The organism is Mixta tenebrionis, assembly GCF_006517625.1.
Classification (GTDB): Bacteria; Pseudomonadota; Gammaproteobacteria; order Enterobacterales; family Enterobacteriaceae; genus Mixta; species Mixta tenebrionis.
Window position 1 is genome coordinate 19,889 of the sequence record NZ_VHQI01000004.1, and the last position, 15,639, is coordinate 35,527.

The 15,639-nt window shown below is 54.0% G+C and carries 13 protein-coding genes; 6 read left to right on the forward strand and 7 right to left on the reverse strand.

Annotated elements, in window-relative coordinates; genetic code table 11:
• Positions 1-18: 18 nt before the first annotated feature.
• On the reverse strand, positions 19-915 hold the full coding sequence (locus FKM52_RS07590; RefSeq protein ID WP_141175608.1) for a sugar kinase: 897 nt from the start codon (positions 913-915) through the stop codon (positions 19-21).
• Positions 916-1,087: 172 nt separating this feature from the next.
• Between FKM52_RS07590 and yihU the strand changes: the two genes are divergently transcribed.
• The 6 genes from yihU to FKM52_RS07620 all read left to right on the forward strand — a co-directional run bounded on the left by yihU (position 1,088) and on the right by FKM52_RS07620 (position 7,787).
• Positions 1,088-1,978 carry a sulfolactaldehyde 3-reductase gene (gene yihU, locus FKM52_RS07595; RefSeq protein ID WP_141175609.1) on the forward strand — a complete coding sequence of 297 codons (891 nt, stop codon included), beginning with the start codon at positions 1,088-1,090 and terminating at the stop codon, positions 1,976-1,978.
• Between the two features lie 25 nt (positions 1,979-2,003).
• Positions 2,004-2,891, forward strand: a complete 888-nt coding sequence (locus tag FKM52_RS07600) for an aldolase (protein WP_141175610.1) — start codon at positions 2,004-2,006, stop codon at positions 2,889-2,891.
• Between the two features lie 32 nt (positions 2,892-2,923).
• The gene (locus tag FKM52_RS07605; protein WP_141175611.1) at positions 2,924-3,934 is read left to right on the forward strand and encodes a zinc-dependent alcohol dehydrogenase; all 1,011 of its coding nucleotides are present in this window, start codon (positions 2,924-2,926) and stop codon (positions 3,932-3,934) included.
• A 69-nt stretch (positions 3,935-4,003) separates the two neighbouring features.
• Positions 4,004-5,437, forward strand: a complete 1,434-nt coding sequence (locus tag FKM52_RS07610; RefSeq protein ID WP_141175612.1) for an MFS transporter — start codon at positions 4,004-4,006, stop codon at positions 5,435-5,437.
• A gap of 102 nt (positions 5,438-5,539) precedes the next feature.
• On the forward strand, positions 5,540-6,907 hold the full coding sequence (locus FKM52_RS07615) for an MFS transporter (protein WP_141175613.1): 1,368 nt from the start codon (positions 5,540-5,542) through the stop codon (positions 6,905-6,907).
• Positions 6,897-7,787, forward strand: a complete 891-nt coding sequence (locus tag FKM52_RS07620) for an aldose epimerase family protein (protein WP_141175614.1) — start codon at positions 6,897-6,899, stop codon at positions 7,785-7,787. The genes FKM52_RS07615 and FKM52_RS07620 overlap by 11 nt, the downstream gene beginning before the upstream one ends.
• 136 nt (positions 7,788-7,923) lie before the next feature.
• Here FKM52_RS07620 and FKM52_RS07625 read toward each other — a convergent pair whose 3' ends face one another.
• The 6 genes from FKM52_RS07625 to FKM52_RS07650 all read right to left on the reverse strand — a co-directional run bounded on the left by FKM52_RS07625 (position 7,924) and on the right by FKM52_RS07650 (position 15,512).
• The gene (locus FKM52_RS07625) at positions 7,924-8,619 is read right to left on the reverse strand and encodes a LutC/YkgG family protein (RefSeq protein ID WP_141175615.1); all 696 of its coding nucleotides are present in this window, start codon (positions 8,617-8,619) and stop codon (positions 7,924-7,926) included.
• Positions 8,619-10,040 carry a LutB/LldF family L-lactate oxidation iron-sulfur protein gene (locus FKM52_RS07630; RefSeq protein ID WP_141175616.1) on the reverse strand — a complete coding sequence of 474 codons (1,422 nt, stop codon included), beginning with the start codon at positions 10,038-10,040 and terminating at the stop codon, positions 8,619-8,621. Before FKM52_RS07630 ends, FKM52_RS07625 begins: the two co-directional genes overlap by 1 nt.
• Before the next feature lie 10 nt (positions 10,041-10,050).
• Entirely contained in the window at positions 10,051-10,770 is a 720-nt protein-coding gene (locus FKM52_RS07635) for a (Fe-S)-binding protein (RefSeq protein WP_141175617.1), read from the reverse strand.
• Between the two features lie 55 nt (positions 10,771-10,825).
• Entirely contained in the window at positions 10,826-12,379 is a 1,554-nt protein-coding gene (locus FKM52_RS07640; RefSeq protein ID WP_141175618.1) for an L-lactate permease, read from the reverse strand.
• A 454-nt stretch (positions 12,380-12,833) separates the two neighbouring features.
• Positions 12,834-14,678 (reverse strand): polyurethane esterase, encoded by a 1,845-nt coding sequence (locus FKM52_RS07645; RefSeq protein WP_141175619.1) that lies wholly within the window; start codon positions 14,676-14,678, stop codon positions 12,834-12,836.
• Between the two features lie 540 nt (positions 14,679-15,218).
• Positions 15,219-15,512 (reverse strand): putative quinol monooxygenase, encoded by a 294-nt coding sequence (locus tag FKM52_RS07650; RefSeq protein WP_141175620.1) that lies wholly within the window; start codon positions 15,510-15,512, stop codon positions 15,219-15,221.
• Positions 15,513-15,639: the final 127 nt, after the last annotated feature.

The window sequence follows — 15,639 nt, forward strand, 5'->3', positions numbered from 1 at the left end:
TGTTAAACGATGACTATTTTACACATAAAGTGACAAAAATGATTCTGTTTGCTCACGATTAGGGATCCCGGCTCGCCCTCCCGCCCGCGTACATTTCATCGCGGCGACTGCGCTGGCGAAGCGGATAGCCTGCAAGGCTGGCATCTTCTCTGCCAAAGCGACGGCTAGCGCACCATGAAAAACGTCCCCTGCTCCGGTTGTATCTACCACATCGACAGAAAACGCCGGCAGCTGACAAATTTGCTCATTTTCGAGCCATAGCGATCCCGCGCTGCCCAGCGTGACATAAACCTTGCCATCCGTGCATTTCGCCGCCAGCTTCAGCCCCTGTTCGCTTTCATCCTGCCCGGTCATGCGTTTCAGGCCCGGCGTAGAGAAAACCGCATGATCGGCAAGCGCCACCAGCGGGGTGATATCCTGCGGCGTCATATCCGCGTCCAGTACGGTAATAACGCCTGCCGCGCGCGCCAGGGCAAAAGCTTTCAGCGCTCCCTGATGCCAGCGAACATCTGCCAGCACGATGTCATAGCGCGAAAAATCGATCGACTCCAGCCATTGCGCATCGGTATCCAGTTCGCGGCCTGGATAGTTAACAATGATGCGCTCGCCGTACCGATCAACCAGGACTGCTGACTGAGAGGAGCAGGCATTGGGGTACTGGCGGCAAAATGCAGTATTGACTCCCCAACCCTGCAGCTCGCTAAGCAACGTTTTACCGCAGCTATCGTCGCCAACGCGTCCAATAAAATCTACCTCAATACCCAGCCTGGCGATGGCGACCGCAGCCGTCGCCGCAGGGCCGCCGCCCGTCTCGATATATTGATTCGCCTGATATTTTCCTCCGCCGTCAGGCAGGTCGCTGAGAACGTAAATCCGATCCTGAACGGTAATGCCAACGCATGCAATTCTGATCATATTTGTCTTACCTCATGAGAGATTGTCTTGTTTTGTTCATATTAATGACACAAATGATCAAATTAGTGATGCACGTCTTGTTTTTAACCGAAAATTACAAATATGCTCATAAAAAGACGAAAACCCCCGTGTTGTTGTAATTATTTTACCAACCTGAGAACGGAGTATGTTCATGACAACTATCGCATTTTTGGGGCTGGGCCAAATGGGTAGCCCAATGGCCAGCAATCTACTGCGCAAAGGACATGCTCTGCGCGTGTTCGATCTAAATCAACAGGCCGTCGATGAGCTGGTGCAGCAAGGCGCCATCGCGGCGAAGACGCCAGCGGACGCCGCCAAAGATGCTGCTGTGGCGATCACCATGCTGCCAAATGGCGACGTCGTGCGACAGGTTTTGCTGGGAGCGGACGGCGTATGTGAAACCCTGCCGCGCGATGCGCTGGTAATTGATATGTCCACCATTCATCCATTGCAGACCGATGCGTTGATCAACGAGATGAAAGAACAGCATCTCAGCATGATGGACGCCCCGGTTGGCAGGACATCCGTTAACGCCATAGATGGAACGTTATTAATTCTTGCCGGCGGTACGCCTGAACAGGTAGAACGCGCGCGCCCGATTTTACTGTGCATGGGAAATGAGCTGGTGGAGGCTGGCGGCCCAGGTATGGGCATCCGCGTGAAGCTTATCAATAACTACATGAGCATTGCGCTGAACGCCCTGTCAGCAGAGGCCGCCGTGCTTTGCGAATCGCTGGGCCTGAGCCTTGATGTGGCGATTAAGGTTATGAGCGGCACTGCTGCAGGCAAGGGGCACTTTACCACTACCTGGCCGGGAAAAGTGCTGAAGGGGGATCTCTCACCGGCTTTTATGGTCGACCTCGCATTGAAAGATCTGCGTATCGCGGTAGACGTCGCCCATCAGACCGGCGCGCCGCTCAATATGGGAATAGCGGCAGAAAACTACTACGCCAGCGCCAGCGAAAACGGCAGGGGCCGTCAGGACTGGAGCGCTTTGTTATCACAGGTTCGCCAGCAGGCGGGCCGCCCGGATTCACTTTAAATGTTAAACCTTCACAGGAGTTGCCATGTCTTCCCACAATAACCCGTACACGCTGAAAGATATCTCTCGCCCCGGCGGCGGTTTCGCCATGCTGGCTGTCGATCAGCGTGAAGCGATGCGCCTGATGTTTGCGGCATCCGGCGCTCCCGTGCCGGTTGCCGACAGCGTGTTAACTGATTTTAAGGTGGCTGCGGCCCGCATCCTCTCCCCTTATGCCTCCGCCGTTCTTGCTGATAAACAGTTTTGCCTCGATCAGATTGTTTCACAGGGCGCGCTGGCGGCCAGCTGCGGTTTGATTGTGGCGGCGGATCATTTTGTACCCGGTAACGGTATGCCGGTCGACAGCGTTGAAATCGATAAAGCCGTTGATCCGCATCACGCCCGCCAGATGGGCGCAAAAGCGATGAAGCTGCTGGTGCTGTGGCGTGCGGATGAACCCGCGCAGGCGCGCCTGGCGATGGTAGCTGAGTTCGTTGAGCGCTGCCGCAGCGCCGGTCTTGTCAGCATTATCGAACCCGTTGTGCGTCCGCCTCGCCGTGGCTGGGAGTTCGATCGGGAAAGCGCCATCGTCGCTGCGGCGGCAGAGCTTGGCGGCACGGGCGCCGACCTCTATAAGGCGGAAATGCCGCTGGGCGGCAAGGGAGACGAGCAGACGCTGCTTGCGGCCTGCCAGAAGCTTAACGATCAAATGAATATGCCGTGGGTCATTCTCTCCTCTGGTGTTGACGCGGATATTTTTGGCCGCGCCGTGCGGATTGCAATGAAAGCCGGCGCTTCAGGTTTTCTGGCCGGGCGTGCCGTATGGGCCTCGGTCATTGGCGCGCAGGATCCGCAAACCATGCTGCGTGACGTGTCCGTGCCGCGTTTACAACGTTTAGCGGAAATCGTTGATGAAGGCATGGCTCAACGCTAAACACCAGTTCATAACGAATTTGGAGCATAACAATGAATAAAATTACCCAGGTTTTATTTTCTGATATTGGGAAAGTAACCACTCAATATATCGAAGCGCCACACCAGGAGCTTAAACCAGATGAAGTCCGCATTGCCCCAGTGTTCTACGGTATTTGCGGCTCGGATCTGCACGTTCTGAAAGGAGGCCACCCCTTTGCGCAACCTCCCGTGGTGCCGGGGCATGAAATTGCGGCACGCGTAACGGAAACCGGAAGCGAGGTGACAAATGTCAGGCCTGGCGATCATGTTGTGGTCGATCCCATTATGGCCTGTATGACGTGTCGCGCCTGTAAAGCGGGACGCTTCAATTTATGCGAACCGCCGCAGGTGGCCGGCTTTCGCGCGCCGGGCTTCGCGCGCTCGCAGCATATCGTGCCGGCGCGCAACTGCCATGTCGCCCCTGCCTCTCTGCCGCTGAAGGCGCTGGCCTTCGCTGAACCGGCCGCCTGCGCCCGCCACTGCGTCAACCGTATGCCTGCGGCTTCGCTGGAGAGCGTGCTGGTGATCGGCGCCGGTACGATCGGCCTGTCGATTGTTCAGGCATTGCGCATTATGGGCGCGGGCAAAATCACCGTGATTGAACCCGACGCCGCCAAGCGCGCGCTGGCATTAAAGCTTGGCGCGGCGGAGGTCTGGGCGCCGGGCGAACTTGCGCCGCAGGTTCGCTTCACCGGGGCGATCGATGTGGTTGCGGCGCAGGCCACCCTGAATGACGCCTGCACTCGCGTCTGCGCCGGCGGCACGGTGGTATGTATGGGCGTACCGGGCGGCCCGCGTGAAATCCCGCTGCCGATGATGCAGCGTTTCGAACGCGATCTGCTTAGTTCCGGCATGTATATCCCGGAAGATTTTGATGTGGTTATCGAGTGGCTGGCGGATGGAAGGTTTGATACCAGCGAACTGGTGACCGACCTGTTTCCGGTCGACGAGGCCGCAAAGGCGTTTGAACGTGCGCAGCAGAATGATTCCATAAAAGTCATGCTGCAATTTGCTGAAGATTGATGATGTCACCCTCTGTCGGGCGCTGCATAACGGCAGCGCCCCCCTACAACAATAAAAAAGGATACTGCGATGAGTCAAATCACCAGTCCTGCACCTTATTCAATCAGCCGTCCTCAGGACGTAATCGATATTGTTAATAAAAACTCAGCGGTTAATACCAGCGTCGCCGTTATTTTTATCGCGCTGGGCGGCATTCTTATTGATGCTTATCAGGCGGCGATGGTGGGATTCGGCAACAAATATATCGCCGCGCAATTCGGCATCTCCCCCGGCCTGGCCGCTACCGTTAACGCCTCGGTTTTAGTCGCGGCGCTGATTGGCGGATTATTAGCAAACCGGATAATTAACCGTTTTGGACAGAAGCGCGCATTTATTATCGGGATGGGATTGTGCACCCTGGGCGCCGCCGCCGTCGCGATAGCGCCTGATATCTGGTGGGTGCTGGTATGCCGCGTCATCATGGGTTTCGGTCTGGGGATTGATTTCCCGCTGGCGACCAACGCCGTGGCGGAGCTGCGAGGCTCTACCTCGAAGAAGACCGGCTCGTCGGTTAACCTCTGGCAAATGGCCTGGTATGTCTCTACTACCGTGGTCTATCTGGTTCTGCTGCCGCTGCTTCTCTCCGGCATCGCTGAAGAGCAACTTTGGCGTTATGGCATCTTTATCGGCGCTATTTTTGCCGTAGTTATCATGATATTGCGTTACTTCTTTATCGGCGAATCAGCGATGTGGGCCGCACGCGTAGGGCGTTATGAAGAAGCCTGCGCTATCCTGGCAAAACGCTACGGGGTTCATGCGCGCGTCGCCGCGCAGCCGCCATTACAAAGCCTGTCCGTGGAAAAGGCGGAAAATAAGCTGCGCGGCGGGTACGGCATCCTGTTTAACTCGCGCTACCGCAAACGCACCCTGCTCGGCTGCATCGTAGCCACTATGCAGGCCTGGCAATATAACGCGGTGGGCGTTTATCTGCCGCTGACGCTGGCCGGAATACTGAGCGGCGGCTTGACCGGCGCGCTGGCCGGGTCTGCGGTGGTGAATGCGCTTTGCGGCATCACCGGCGGGTTGGCAGGCTCCCTGCTCCTTCAGCGTCTGGGAACCCGTTTACAGTCCATGTATGGATTCGCGCTGGTGACGATTGCGCTACTGGCCCTCGGAACGCTGGCGACTACCAGTCCATGGCTCTCTTTAACTCTGCTGGGAGCGATTATTTTCTTTCACTCCGCCGGCCCTGGCGGATTAGGCATGACGATTGCCACGCTCTCATATCCACCAGCGATACGTCCGACCGGGGTGGGATTTGCACGAGCCATTATGAGAACCGGGGCAATTGCCGGGCTTATCTTCTGGCCCATGCTGTGGGGCGCATTAAAAACAGAGGCGTTCTACTGGCTGGCGGCGGTGCCTTTCCTCGGCTTCCTGACATGTCTGCTGATTAAGTGGGAAGCGCTCGGCGCCAATGTTGACGCTGAAGATGCTGAGGTGCTGGCAGAACTGGAGAAATAATCATCAGGCGCGTCGGCCCGCGTCGGCGCGTCGGTTAACAAAGCGCTCCACTTTTAATGTGGTTTGTTCCACAGATTTCTCGCCGACCCGGAGAGGAAAATTATGGCTGGAAAATTACCGGTACCAGGTGAAAGGCTCTCCCCGCAGGCCATGAGACGCGTCGTTATGGGCAGTTTTGCCGGCGCGTTAATGGAATGGTACGACTTTTTTATTTTCGGAACGGCGGCGGGGCTGGTCTTTGCTCCGCTGTTTTTCCCCGACAGCGATCCTTTTATTGGTCTGATTGCCGCGTTTGCAACTTTTGGCGTAGGTTTTCTGACGCGTCCGCTGGGGGGCATTGTTTTTGGTCACTTTGGCGACAGAGTCGGACGCAAGATAACGCTGATCTGGACGCTGGGAATTGTTGGTTGCTCAACGTTTTTAATCGGCTTTATCCCTACCTATCAGCAGATCGGCATTTGGGCGCCCGTCACGCTGATGATTCTGCGCTTGATTCAGGGATTCGGCCTTGGCGGAGAATATGGCGGCGCGGCGCTAATGACTATTGAATCCGCCCCCCTGCAGAAACGCGGGTTTTTAGGATCGTTGCCGCAGACGGCAGCCTCAGTTGGAATAATGCTGGCAACCGGCGTATTTGCGCTCTGTAATCATTTTCTGACACAGGAACAGTTCCTCTCCTGGGGATGGCGCATTCCATTCTGGCTTTCTGCGGTGATGCTGGTTGTAGGAATGTTTATACGGCTTCATACAGAAGAAACGCTGGATTTTTCCCAACAAAAGGCCGCTGCTGCGCAAGAAAAAACAGCGCCTCCTCTTATTGAACTTTTCCGCAAGCATCCCCGCAATATCCTGTTAGCGCTTGGCGCCAGGCTGGCGGAGAGCGTCTCGTCAAATATCATTAATGCTTTTGGTATCGTCTATATTTCCACCCAGCTGGCTCTATCCAGAGATATTCCGTTAACCGGCATGCTTATCGCTTCGGCTATTGGCATTATCTGCTGCCCGCTGGTCGGCTGGCTCTCGGACCGCGTTGGACAACGGAAAATTTATCTGGCCGGGGCAGGATTCTGCATTCTGTTTGCTTTCCCCTTTTTCCTGCTGCTGGATACTAAAAGTACGCTCATTATCTGGTGCAGTATGAGCCTGGGCTATAACTTAGGCCCAACGATGATGTTTGCCGTACAGCCGACGCTATTTACCCGCATGTTTGGTACCCGCGTTCGCTATACCGGCCTTTCTTTCGCCTATCAGTTTTCCGCTATTCTCGGCGGGATGAGTCCTCTTATCGCATCCAGCCTGCTGGCGATGGGAAACGGCAAGCCCTGGCCGGTCGCCCTGTTCCTGTTGGTTATTTCTGTCCTCTCCTTTATTTGCGTCTGGCTCATCGATCCGCATTCGTCCAGTAAAGAAGCGGCCAAAAAACCATGTATTGCTTACCACTCTGTCAGAGAAAAAACACATGAAAAATGAATGGAATAATGCACACCGGCAGGCGCTGCAGCGCGCGTTTGACGCCCCGTGGCCGGGCCCTGTCGGGGAAGCCGTATGGCTGGAAAAAGGCAACATCCGTATCCAGGTTTATCCGCATGACGGCGCCCGGATGACGTCGTTACAGGCGTTTGGTTTTGAGCTGTTGCGCCAGTGGCAGCCGCAACGAAAAGCGTTTCAGTACGGCTGCTTTCCAATGGTGCCGTGGGCGGGACGTCTGGGCTACGCAACCTTAACGGTGGGCGAACAGCGTTACCCATTACCTGCCAATAAACCGCCCCATGCGCTGCATGGGATGGCCTGTTATTCAGCCTGGGAAGTGGTAGCAAAAACGGCAGACAGTTTATGTTTACGCATGCCGCTGGGCGCGCCGTGGCCCTGGCGCGGAGAGATAGTGCAAAGGTTCACGCTGGAAGAGGACAGCCTGATACTGCGTCTGGAAATCCGCTCGGCGTCAGAAAAATTTCCGGCCTCTGCCGGATGGCACCCGTGGTTTGCCAAACGCCTTAATCCCCATAGCCCGGAAGAGGAACTACAGCTATTTTTCAGCGCCGACTGGCAGGAAGAAGCTGGCGATAATGAACTGCCTACCGGTAACAAAATAGCGCCGCAAGCCGGGCCGTGGGATGACTGCTTCGGTTTTACTAACGGGCTGCATATTGAATTGCAATGGCCCGGCAAGCTAAGTATGTCGATGACATCGCCGGCCCAAAGCCTGGTGATCTTTGATAAACAGCCTGATGCGACCTGTATCAACCCGCTTACTCAGGCTCCCAACCAGATCAACCTGGCGCCGCAATTTGTCAGCGTCGAGCAGCCGTTAATTATCGAGACAGTCTGGCGGTTCCGGAAGGAAGGCTGATTAATTAGCTCAGCGTTACGCCTGAAATTACCCGTTACCCGATATAGCCGCCCTGTCTTTATCAAAAACAGCAACGCCAGCCTGAGCGCTGGCGTTTCATCTTCATATTAAGCCAGAAGCCGCGGGGTTTAAGCGGTCAGCAATCTTCAACTATCAGGTAGGCGGCGTTTACCGGGCCGTGAACGCCAACCACCTTAATCAGCTCGATATCTGCCGTAGAGCTGGGGCCGCCGATCAGGTTCACGCAGGAAGGCATACGTTCGCCCTGCTCCGCTTTCTGATGCAGCACCGTCGCCAGCTGCGCCACGCGCGGTAAAATGGCGCTCTTGCGCAGAACAAAAATCGAAGATTCAGGCAGCAGGCTAACCGAACGCCCGCGCTCCGGCGCAGAAAACAGCACCACGCCGCCAGATTCCGTCAGGCCATACTCCGCGTAGACCACGCCGACTTTGGCCTGCTCCGCCAGCCGGATATTCCGCTCGCCCTGCGCCGCATCCCAGACCACGGCATCGCAGGCTTGCTGCAAGCGAGCGGTGATGCCAAGCTCGGCTAAACGCGCATCGCCGCTGATCACCACCGGCTGATGACCATATTTATCACACAAACGCAGCGCCGCTTCCGCAGCATGTTCTTCACTGGTCAGCTCGCAGTGCGCCATCATCACCGTCGAGGCGAACTCGACAAAGGCATCGCAGCGCTGCTGCTGGCTCAACCCGACCAGCCGCGTCTGCGCGAAGTTATTAAGCGGCTCAGGGCGCGCCTCAGGAATCGTGCGCGGCTCGCGGCCCAGCGCCCCGGCAATTGTTGCTAAAAAATCAGTACGGTTATCCATTACTTTTTCCCCTGCGCCTGATGTTTTTTGAACCAGCTACGGAAGCTTTCACCATCTGCTTCAGGCAAATCGCGCGCCTCACGCCAGTCGCGAATAGCGCCGATATTCAGCGGGGCCTTGCCGCCCTTGATAAACCAGCTGGCCGCGCGGGCGCCGGCGATCATCCCCACCTTCCACAGTTTGGGATGACTGTTGGCCCAGGCAAACGCTTTAATCGCTTGCTGTTCCGCTTTTGGCGTAATCCCCGCTTCCGCCATTACCCGGCGATGGCGCAGAATCAGCTTAGACAGCGGGATCTGTACCGGACAGACGCTGTCGCAGGCGGTACAGAGCGAACAGGCATACGGCAGATCCTTAAAGTCTTCATAACCGCCAAGCAGCGGCGAGATCACGGCGCCGATGGGGCCGGGATAGATCGAGCCATAGCCGTGGCCGCCAATATGACGGTAGGCCGGACAGGTATTCATGCAGGCGCCGCAGCGAATGCAACGCAGCACTTCGCGAAATTCCGAGCCGAGCACCGCGGAACGTCCGTTATCGACGATCACCAGATGGAACTCTTCCGGACCGTCAACGTCGCCGGCCTCACGCGGCCCGGTTAGCCAGGTATTGTAGCCGGTCAGGCGGGCGCCCACCGCGCTGCGCGCCAGCATGGTAATCAGCACGTCTACTTCTTCAAAGGTTGGCGCGATACGCTCCATGCCCATTACGGCGATATGCGTTTTAGGCAGCGTGGTGCACATGCGGGCGTTACCCTCGTTGGTCACCAGACATACCGAGCCGGTCTCCGCGACGGCGAAGTTGCAGCCGGTGACGCCGACTTCTGCGCTGAGAAAATCCTGACGGATTTTCTGCCGGATAAACAGCGTCATCGCCTCCGGCGTTTCCGGCCCGTCATAGCCGAGCTGTTCGTTGAGCACGCGGCGGATCTGGTGGCGATCTTTATGGATCGCCGGCACCACAACATGTGAAGGGGGATCCTGGTCCAGCTGGAGAATATATTCTCCCAGATCGGTTTCCGTTACCTGAATGCCCGCCTCCTGCAATACATGGTTCATACCGATCTCTTCGGTCACCATCGATTTGGACTTCACTACTTTTTTCGCCTTTTTGGCCTGCGCCACCTGCAGGATATAGCGCGTGGCATCCTCTTTGGTTTTGGCAAAAAAGACGTGGCCGCCATTAGCGGTTACTTTTTCCGACAGCTGCCAGAGATAAGCGTCCAGATTGCTCAGCACATGCTCGCGGATTTGCCGGGCGCGCTCACGCCACTGCTCCCAGTTGCCAAGCTCGTCCACCATTTTCTGACGGTTAGCGCCGATTCGCTCCTGAGCGTTAGCTACCGCTTTACGCATAATCGGATCGTCGATCTGCTGGCGAATACGTATTTTAAAATCTTCATCACTGGTTTTTAGATACATGACCTTCTCCTCAGCGGCTCATCAGGACTTCAGCAATATGCATTACTTTCACCGGATGGCCTTCGCGCTGCAGGCGTCCGCCAATATTCAACAGGCAGCTGACATCGGCGCCAATCAGATACTCAGGCTGCGCTTCCATCAGATGGCTGCTTTTCTCCTTAACGATCTCGCCGGAGATCTCGGCCATTTTTACCGAGAAGGTGCCGCCAAAGCCGCAGCAGGTCTCCTGCCCCTTAAACGGCACCAGCTCCAGCCCGGCGACGTGATGCAGCAGAGCCAGCGGCTCCTCGCGCACGCCCATTTTACGAAACAGGCTGCAGGATGGGTGGTAAACCGCCCTGCCGGGCAGACGGGCGCCGACATCAACGATGCCAAGCGTATTGACGATAAACGAGGTGAGATCCTGTATCCGCGCCGCGACTTTTTCCGCGCGGCGCGCCCATTCCGGCTCATCCGTCAGGTAGCTGGGATAGGTTTTGATAGCGTAGGTGCAGGAGGCGGCGGGAGAAACGATAGGATCGTCATTCTCCTCCAGCGCAACGATCAGGTTCTTCATGCCGGGTATGGCTTCTTTTATATAACCGCTGTTAATGGCGGGCTGGCCGCAACACCCCTGTTTTTCAGGGAAATTTACCTGGCAACCCAGTTGCTCCAGCAGCAATACCGTGTCGCGGGCAACGCGCGATTTCAGCGCGTCGCCGATACAGGTAACAAAAAAATTAACGTTCACGATAAGAACTCCATTGCTTCATTTGTTATTTATTTCACTTCAGGCTGCAGGGCCGTCACGCCATGAACCAGTAATAAAACAGGCCAATTTCCAGCCCAAGGATAATGATATAGGCGGCGCAGTACTTCATGGTGCCAGCCATAATGGCGCTGCCCTGCCCTTCCATACGCGCTGCGGACACGGCGATAGCGATACTCTGCGGCGAGATCATTTTTCCGCCGGTCGCCCCGGAGGTATTGGCGGCGGCCAGCCAGTTGGGATCGATGTGCAGTTTTTCCGCCGCCATGGTTTGCAGCTTGCCGAACAGCACGTTGGAGTTGGTGTCGCTGCCGGTAACGAAGGTGCCCAGCGCTCCGATAATCGGCGAAATAAACACGTAGGCGCCGCCGGTCAGGTTAACCAGCGTCTGCGCCAGCGTAGCGATCAGCCCGCTGACATCCATTACCGTTGCCAGCGCCACCACCGCCATAATGGCGATAATCGAGTTTTTAAGCTGTAGCAGCGTATTAACGAACACGCGCAGCATACCGCCAGCCGAAGCGCCCTGAATAAAGCCGCCGATAATGGAAGCAAGAATAATCAGCACGCCGGGCGTCGCTATCCACTCAATGCGCAGCGACAGCGTAGTGCCGTCAGCCAGGTTAAAGTGCAATACCGAGGCAATCTGCGAAACCGCTGCTTTAATGCCGGGAAACAGCGGCGAACAGAGCAGCACGAAGAGAAAAATAAAGAGATAGATAGAGCAGGTTTTAAGCAATACGCCCGCAGAGCGCGGCGTCGTTACCCCTTGCTGTACCGCATCAATACGCCAGGCCGGATCGGTTTTTCCGTTGCGCGCGCGCCCTGCCAGCGCCACGGCGATCAGGCTGACCAGGCTACCGGCGAAGGCGGGCAGCTCCGCCCCCAGATAGATAGCGACGAAATATTGCGGAATCAGCGAGGCCACGCCGCACAGCAGCGTAATACCGAATACGCCGCGTATCGCTTTCAGGCCGCCGCCGATAATACAAACGATCACGAACGGCAGCAGAATATTAAACAGCGCCAGCTGCAGAATAACGGTGCCGCCCAGCGTATGCACCGGCAGATTAACCAGCTCGGCCAGGATGGATACCGGAATCCCCACGGCGCCGAAGGCGGTCGGTACAGTATTAGCCACCAGCGAAGCGATGGCGGCTTTCATCGGGTTAAAGCCCAGCGCAATAAGGATGCCGATCGGAATAGCTACCGCGGTGCCATAGCCGGCCGCCGCTTCCAGAAAGCCGCCAAAGCACCAGGAGATCAGCAGTACCTGAATACGTTTATCATCGCTGATACTGGCCAGCACCTCACGCAGGATATCCATCGCTCGGGTAGCCTGCATCAGGTTATAGCTGAAAATCGCCCCAAGGATAACGATGACGATAGGCCATAAACCTTTGAGGGCGCCGTAGGCGATAGCAGAGTTCAATGTTTGTACTGGCGTATGCCAGAAAAAGAAGGTCAGCCCGTAAGTCAGGGCAAGCGTAATCAAAACGGAATAGTGAATAGCCAATTTAACTTTCAAAATTAAAAAGACCATGAGTAAGAGCGGCACGACTCCCAGCGAAAATAATAAGTATTCGTGCATTGGTTCTCCCTGATGTAATAGCCAGTCCAGTTAGGTGGATAAACAGGGCGCTTTTATATCTTCTGCTGCAGCATAAAGCGAATGGCTGGATCGCTTCAGTAGAAGATTAGATAAAAAAAAGCGATAAAAGATAAAATTATGCACTCGCTTTGTTATTTTTGTTTTAAAAAAACCTACCACCGCTTTAGGCCAGCGCAGGAAAATAGGTGGTATAACAGCGTATTAGGCGGTATACCCTCTCTGGTCAGCTTACGTTCTCATTAACAACGTGCCGATGTTAAATCTGCGCTTTTCCATCATAAAATTACCATTATGAAAAATAAAAAAGACAATAAATATTGAGGACGGAAATTATTTACTAAATGAATAATATTGAGGTAAGCGTCGGCAAATATGCAAGTAAAGCCGTGGATAACCATACCCGATAAGTCATGATTATCCACGGCGGAATCCGTTACGCTAAGATAACATGGGCATCATCCAGCATCTGCTGCGTTACGCCAACCAGCGTAATACTGTTTTGACCAAAATCTAATACCAGACTCTCCTCTGATTCGGTTATAAAATCATGATAGTCTCCGCCGATTGCGCCCTGCACTCCCATCAGTACAAGGCTGTCACTCTCGTTGAAGCCAAAGATCGAATCATGACCAAAGTCGCCGCTGAAGATGAAGGTATTGTCATTGCCCGCAGCATAGATGCTGTCGTCACCTTCCCCACCGACAAAGGTGTCATTATCTCCGGCACCATACAGCCGATCGTCTCCGCCGCCGCCAAACAGCCAGCTACCTGCTTCGCTGGCCTGCAAAATATTTGCTGCGCTGTCACCATTAACAGAGGTAGCCCAGCTGGTCAGCCCTTTCGTTGACAGCAGTCCATCGTCGGTGACGTTATGGTCTACGCTTTCCGTGAACAGCCACAAAAAGGACTCAAGGCTTTGTACGGTATGAATGTCGCTGGCGATGGTAATCCCACCGTCAGCATCGCGCAAATAGAGCGTATTGCCATCTTTCGCAATATCGTAATCACTTAGCGACTGCTCAATATCCAGTGTATTATGCCCTAAACCGCCGGAAATAATGTTATAGCCACCGGCATCGCGGAAGGTATCATCGCCGATACCGCCTTCGATATAGTCATTGCCCGCTCCGCCCTTGATCAGATCGTTTCCTTCCGAGCCGATAATAAAGACCGGGCCGGTATGCTTTTGCGCATAAATATTGCGATCTTCAACCCAGGTATTGGTGCGTGCGCCATCGGACAGATTAGCGACGACAACCGTAGAATCCCGATCGGTGAGTGAATAGAACTCCGAATCAAGTATCCTTGTCATATTATCCTGATAAAAGAAGGGCATATGCGTTAACCAGGAAGCGATATTCACTATCGACTGCGGTAAAATATTCCAGGTATTGGAAGCATAGTAGTCATTGAAATTAACTATGTTATCGGTAGTCGTTTCGTAATGGCCGTCATGGGTAAAGAAGGTTGAAAGCGTTATATCGGTTCCATCCAGTACGCGGAAAACCGGATCGTTTTCAAAGCCTACATTCAATACTTTCCCGCCCTCCTCATACTGTGTTGGCGAGGCAAAAGCGATATAATTTGCATCGGAGTAAAAGCCGTTCCAGTTTTTATCGCTTAAATACGCCATACTGTTCACAGACAGGCCGCCAAGACTGTGCCCGCTTACCACAACATCACTGCCAGAAAGGCCATTCTCCCCGGCAAAAACGGCGACTTTTCCCAGCAAATCACCAAAGGCGTTAGCAGAGTAATAATTGCTGTAATCTTCCGACATCAGACCGGCAAAGATATCATTAATCGCATCGCCAATCGTATCACAAATAAGATTTTCACGCGGGCCAGACGTACCACGGAAAGCGATACCGATCTGGATTAAATGTCCTTCAGCATCATATTTCCCCATAACTTCCGCCTGGGCAGTTTTATAACCGAAATTTTCGCCGTAATAGGTTCCTCTGGAATCGGTGACACCGTCATAACCCAGCGTTGCGGCGTCAATAGTATACCAGCCCGCTTCATTAATCGTTTCCAGCGCTTTTTGCTCTGAATCCGGGTTCCATGGCAAACCACCAATAATACCTTGTGAATCACCGTTACCAAAGAGCGCGGTGATTAACGTAACCGGCAGCCCCAGGCCAAAACCTGAGCCATAATAACCATTCGCCAGGCCGTCATCCAGATTATGATAAGTGTAAGTGGTTAGCTTCAGTGCATCATTAAACAATGCCTTCGCTTCATCTTCATTTAAATTATTGAACGAAAAAATCCCCATCTGTTTTCTCCTTATTGTTACTTAACTTTGTAATGATTCTCTTATGTTATTATTAGTTGTTTATTTTCGCCGCGGAATTAAGTAGTATGACACACTGATAAAATACTTCTGATAAAACGCCAGGAAAACGATTGTAATCCTGTCTAATGAAGCAGCTTTATCGGTTACCAGGGTGAAGTCTGAAAATAACAACTAACGCGCGCTATGTTTAATGTTTATCATAAAAAAATTCTTTCCAATAGACCAAATACTACTTATCCTAACCTGTAAAACAGATCCGATTTCATTTGAGGAAAAAATTTAACCATCGCTACTCTTGTCAGAAAAAGAAGCAATGGAATAATGAGGCATGTTATTTATTTTAATGGAACGCTGAAAATATAAATGGTTTACATAATAAATGATTACCAAAATATCGCTATAACAGAAATCAGCCGCACTATATAGCGATAGCGAACAACAGTATCAGCGTAACAGCAGCAGGCGATAACGCAGGATAAACAGGCTGCCGGGCGTGCTCCCGGCAGCTTAACAGGCAACTTAGCCCGCTAACGCTTTCAGTTTCGTAACCTCCAGATCGGCGCGCCCTTTAATCTCCTCCACCAGACGCAAAAACGCCGGCGCCGTGCTGTGCTGTTGCAGCTGCGCTTCTGAACCCCAGCGCTCTACCATGACAAACTGGCCAGGCTTATCGAGATCTTTATGCAGGGTATACTGTTCACAGCCTGGTTCGCCCTGTACGTCACGTACGGCATTACGCAACGCCTGCTCAACGGTATCGGCCTCGCCTGATTTCGCAATAATAGTGGCCACAATGGTAATCGCTTCGCTCATCCTGCTTCTCCTTAAGGTTTGTTACTGCTGCGACCCTTGGCCGCGACACAATCAATAACAGTAGGCTAAAAACGCCCGATGCGGGTAGCCGCAATGTGCGCCATAAAAAACATTGCCGACGCCGATT

Excerpts from the sequence above, each read along its gene's own strand:
- FKM52_RS07590 (WP_141175608.1), bottom strand. The coding sequence starts at position 915 with ATGATCAGAATTGCATGCGTTGGCATTACCGTTCAGGATCGGATTTAC.
- yihU (WP_141175609.1), top strand. The coding sequence starts at position 1,088 with ATGACAACTATCGCATTTTTGGGGCTGGGCCAAATGGGTAGCCCAATG.
- FKM52_RS07600 (WP_141175610.1), top strand. The coding sequence starts at position 2,004 with ATGTCTTCCCACAATAACCCGTACACGCTGAAAGATATCTCTCGCCCC.
- FKM52_RS07605 (WP_141175611.1), top strand. The coding sequence starts at position 2,924 with ATGAATAAAATTACCCAGGTTTTATTTTCTGATATTGGGAAAGTAACC.
- FKM52_RS07610 (WP_141175612.1), top strand. The coding sequence starts at position 4,004 with ATGAGTCAAATCACCAGTCCTGCACCTTATTCAATCAGCCGTCCTCAG.
- FKM52_RS07615 (WP_141175613.1), top strand. The coding sequence starts at position 5,540 with ATGGCTGGAAAATTACCGGTACCAGGTGAAAGGCTCTCCCCGCAGGCC.
- FKM52_RS07620 (WP_141175614.1), top strand. The coding sequence starts at position 6,897 with ATGAAAAATGAATGGAATAATGCACACCGGCAGGCGCTGCAGCGCGCG.
- FKM52_RS07625 (WP_141175615.1), bottom strand. The coding sequence starts at position 8,619 with ATGGATAACCGTACTGATTTTTTAGCAACAATTGCCGGGGCGCTGGGC.
- FKM52_RS07630 (WP_141175616.1), bottom strand. The coding sequence starts at position 10,040 with ATGTATCTAAAAACCAGTGATGAAGATTTTAAAATACGTATTCGCCAG.
- FKM52_RS07640 (WP_141175618.1), bottom strand. The coding sequence starts at position 12,379 with ATGCACGAATACTTATTATTTTCGCTGGGAGTCGTGCCGCTCTTACTC.
- FKM52_RS07645 (WP_141175619.1), bottom strand. The coding sequence starts at position 14,678 with ATGGGGATTTTTTCGTTCAATAATTTAAATGAAGATGAAGCGAAGGCA.
- FKM52_RS07650 (WP_141175620.1), bottom strand. The coding sequence starts at position 15,512 with ATGAGCGAAGCGATTACCATTGTGGCCACTATTATTGCGAAATCAGGC.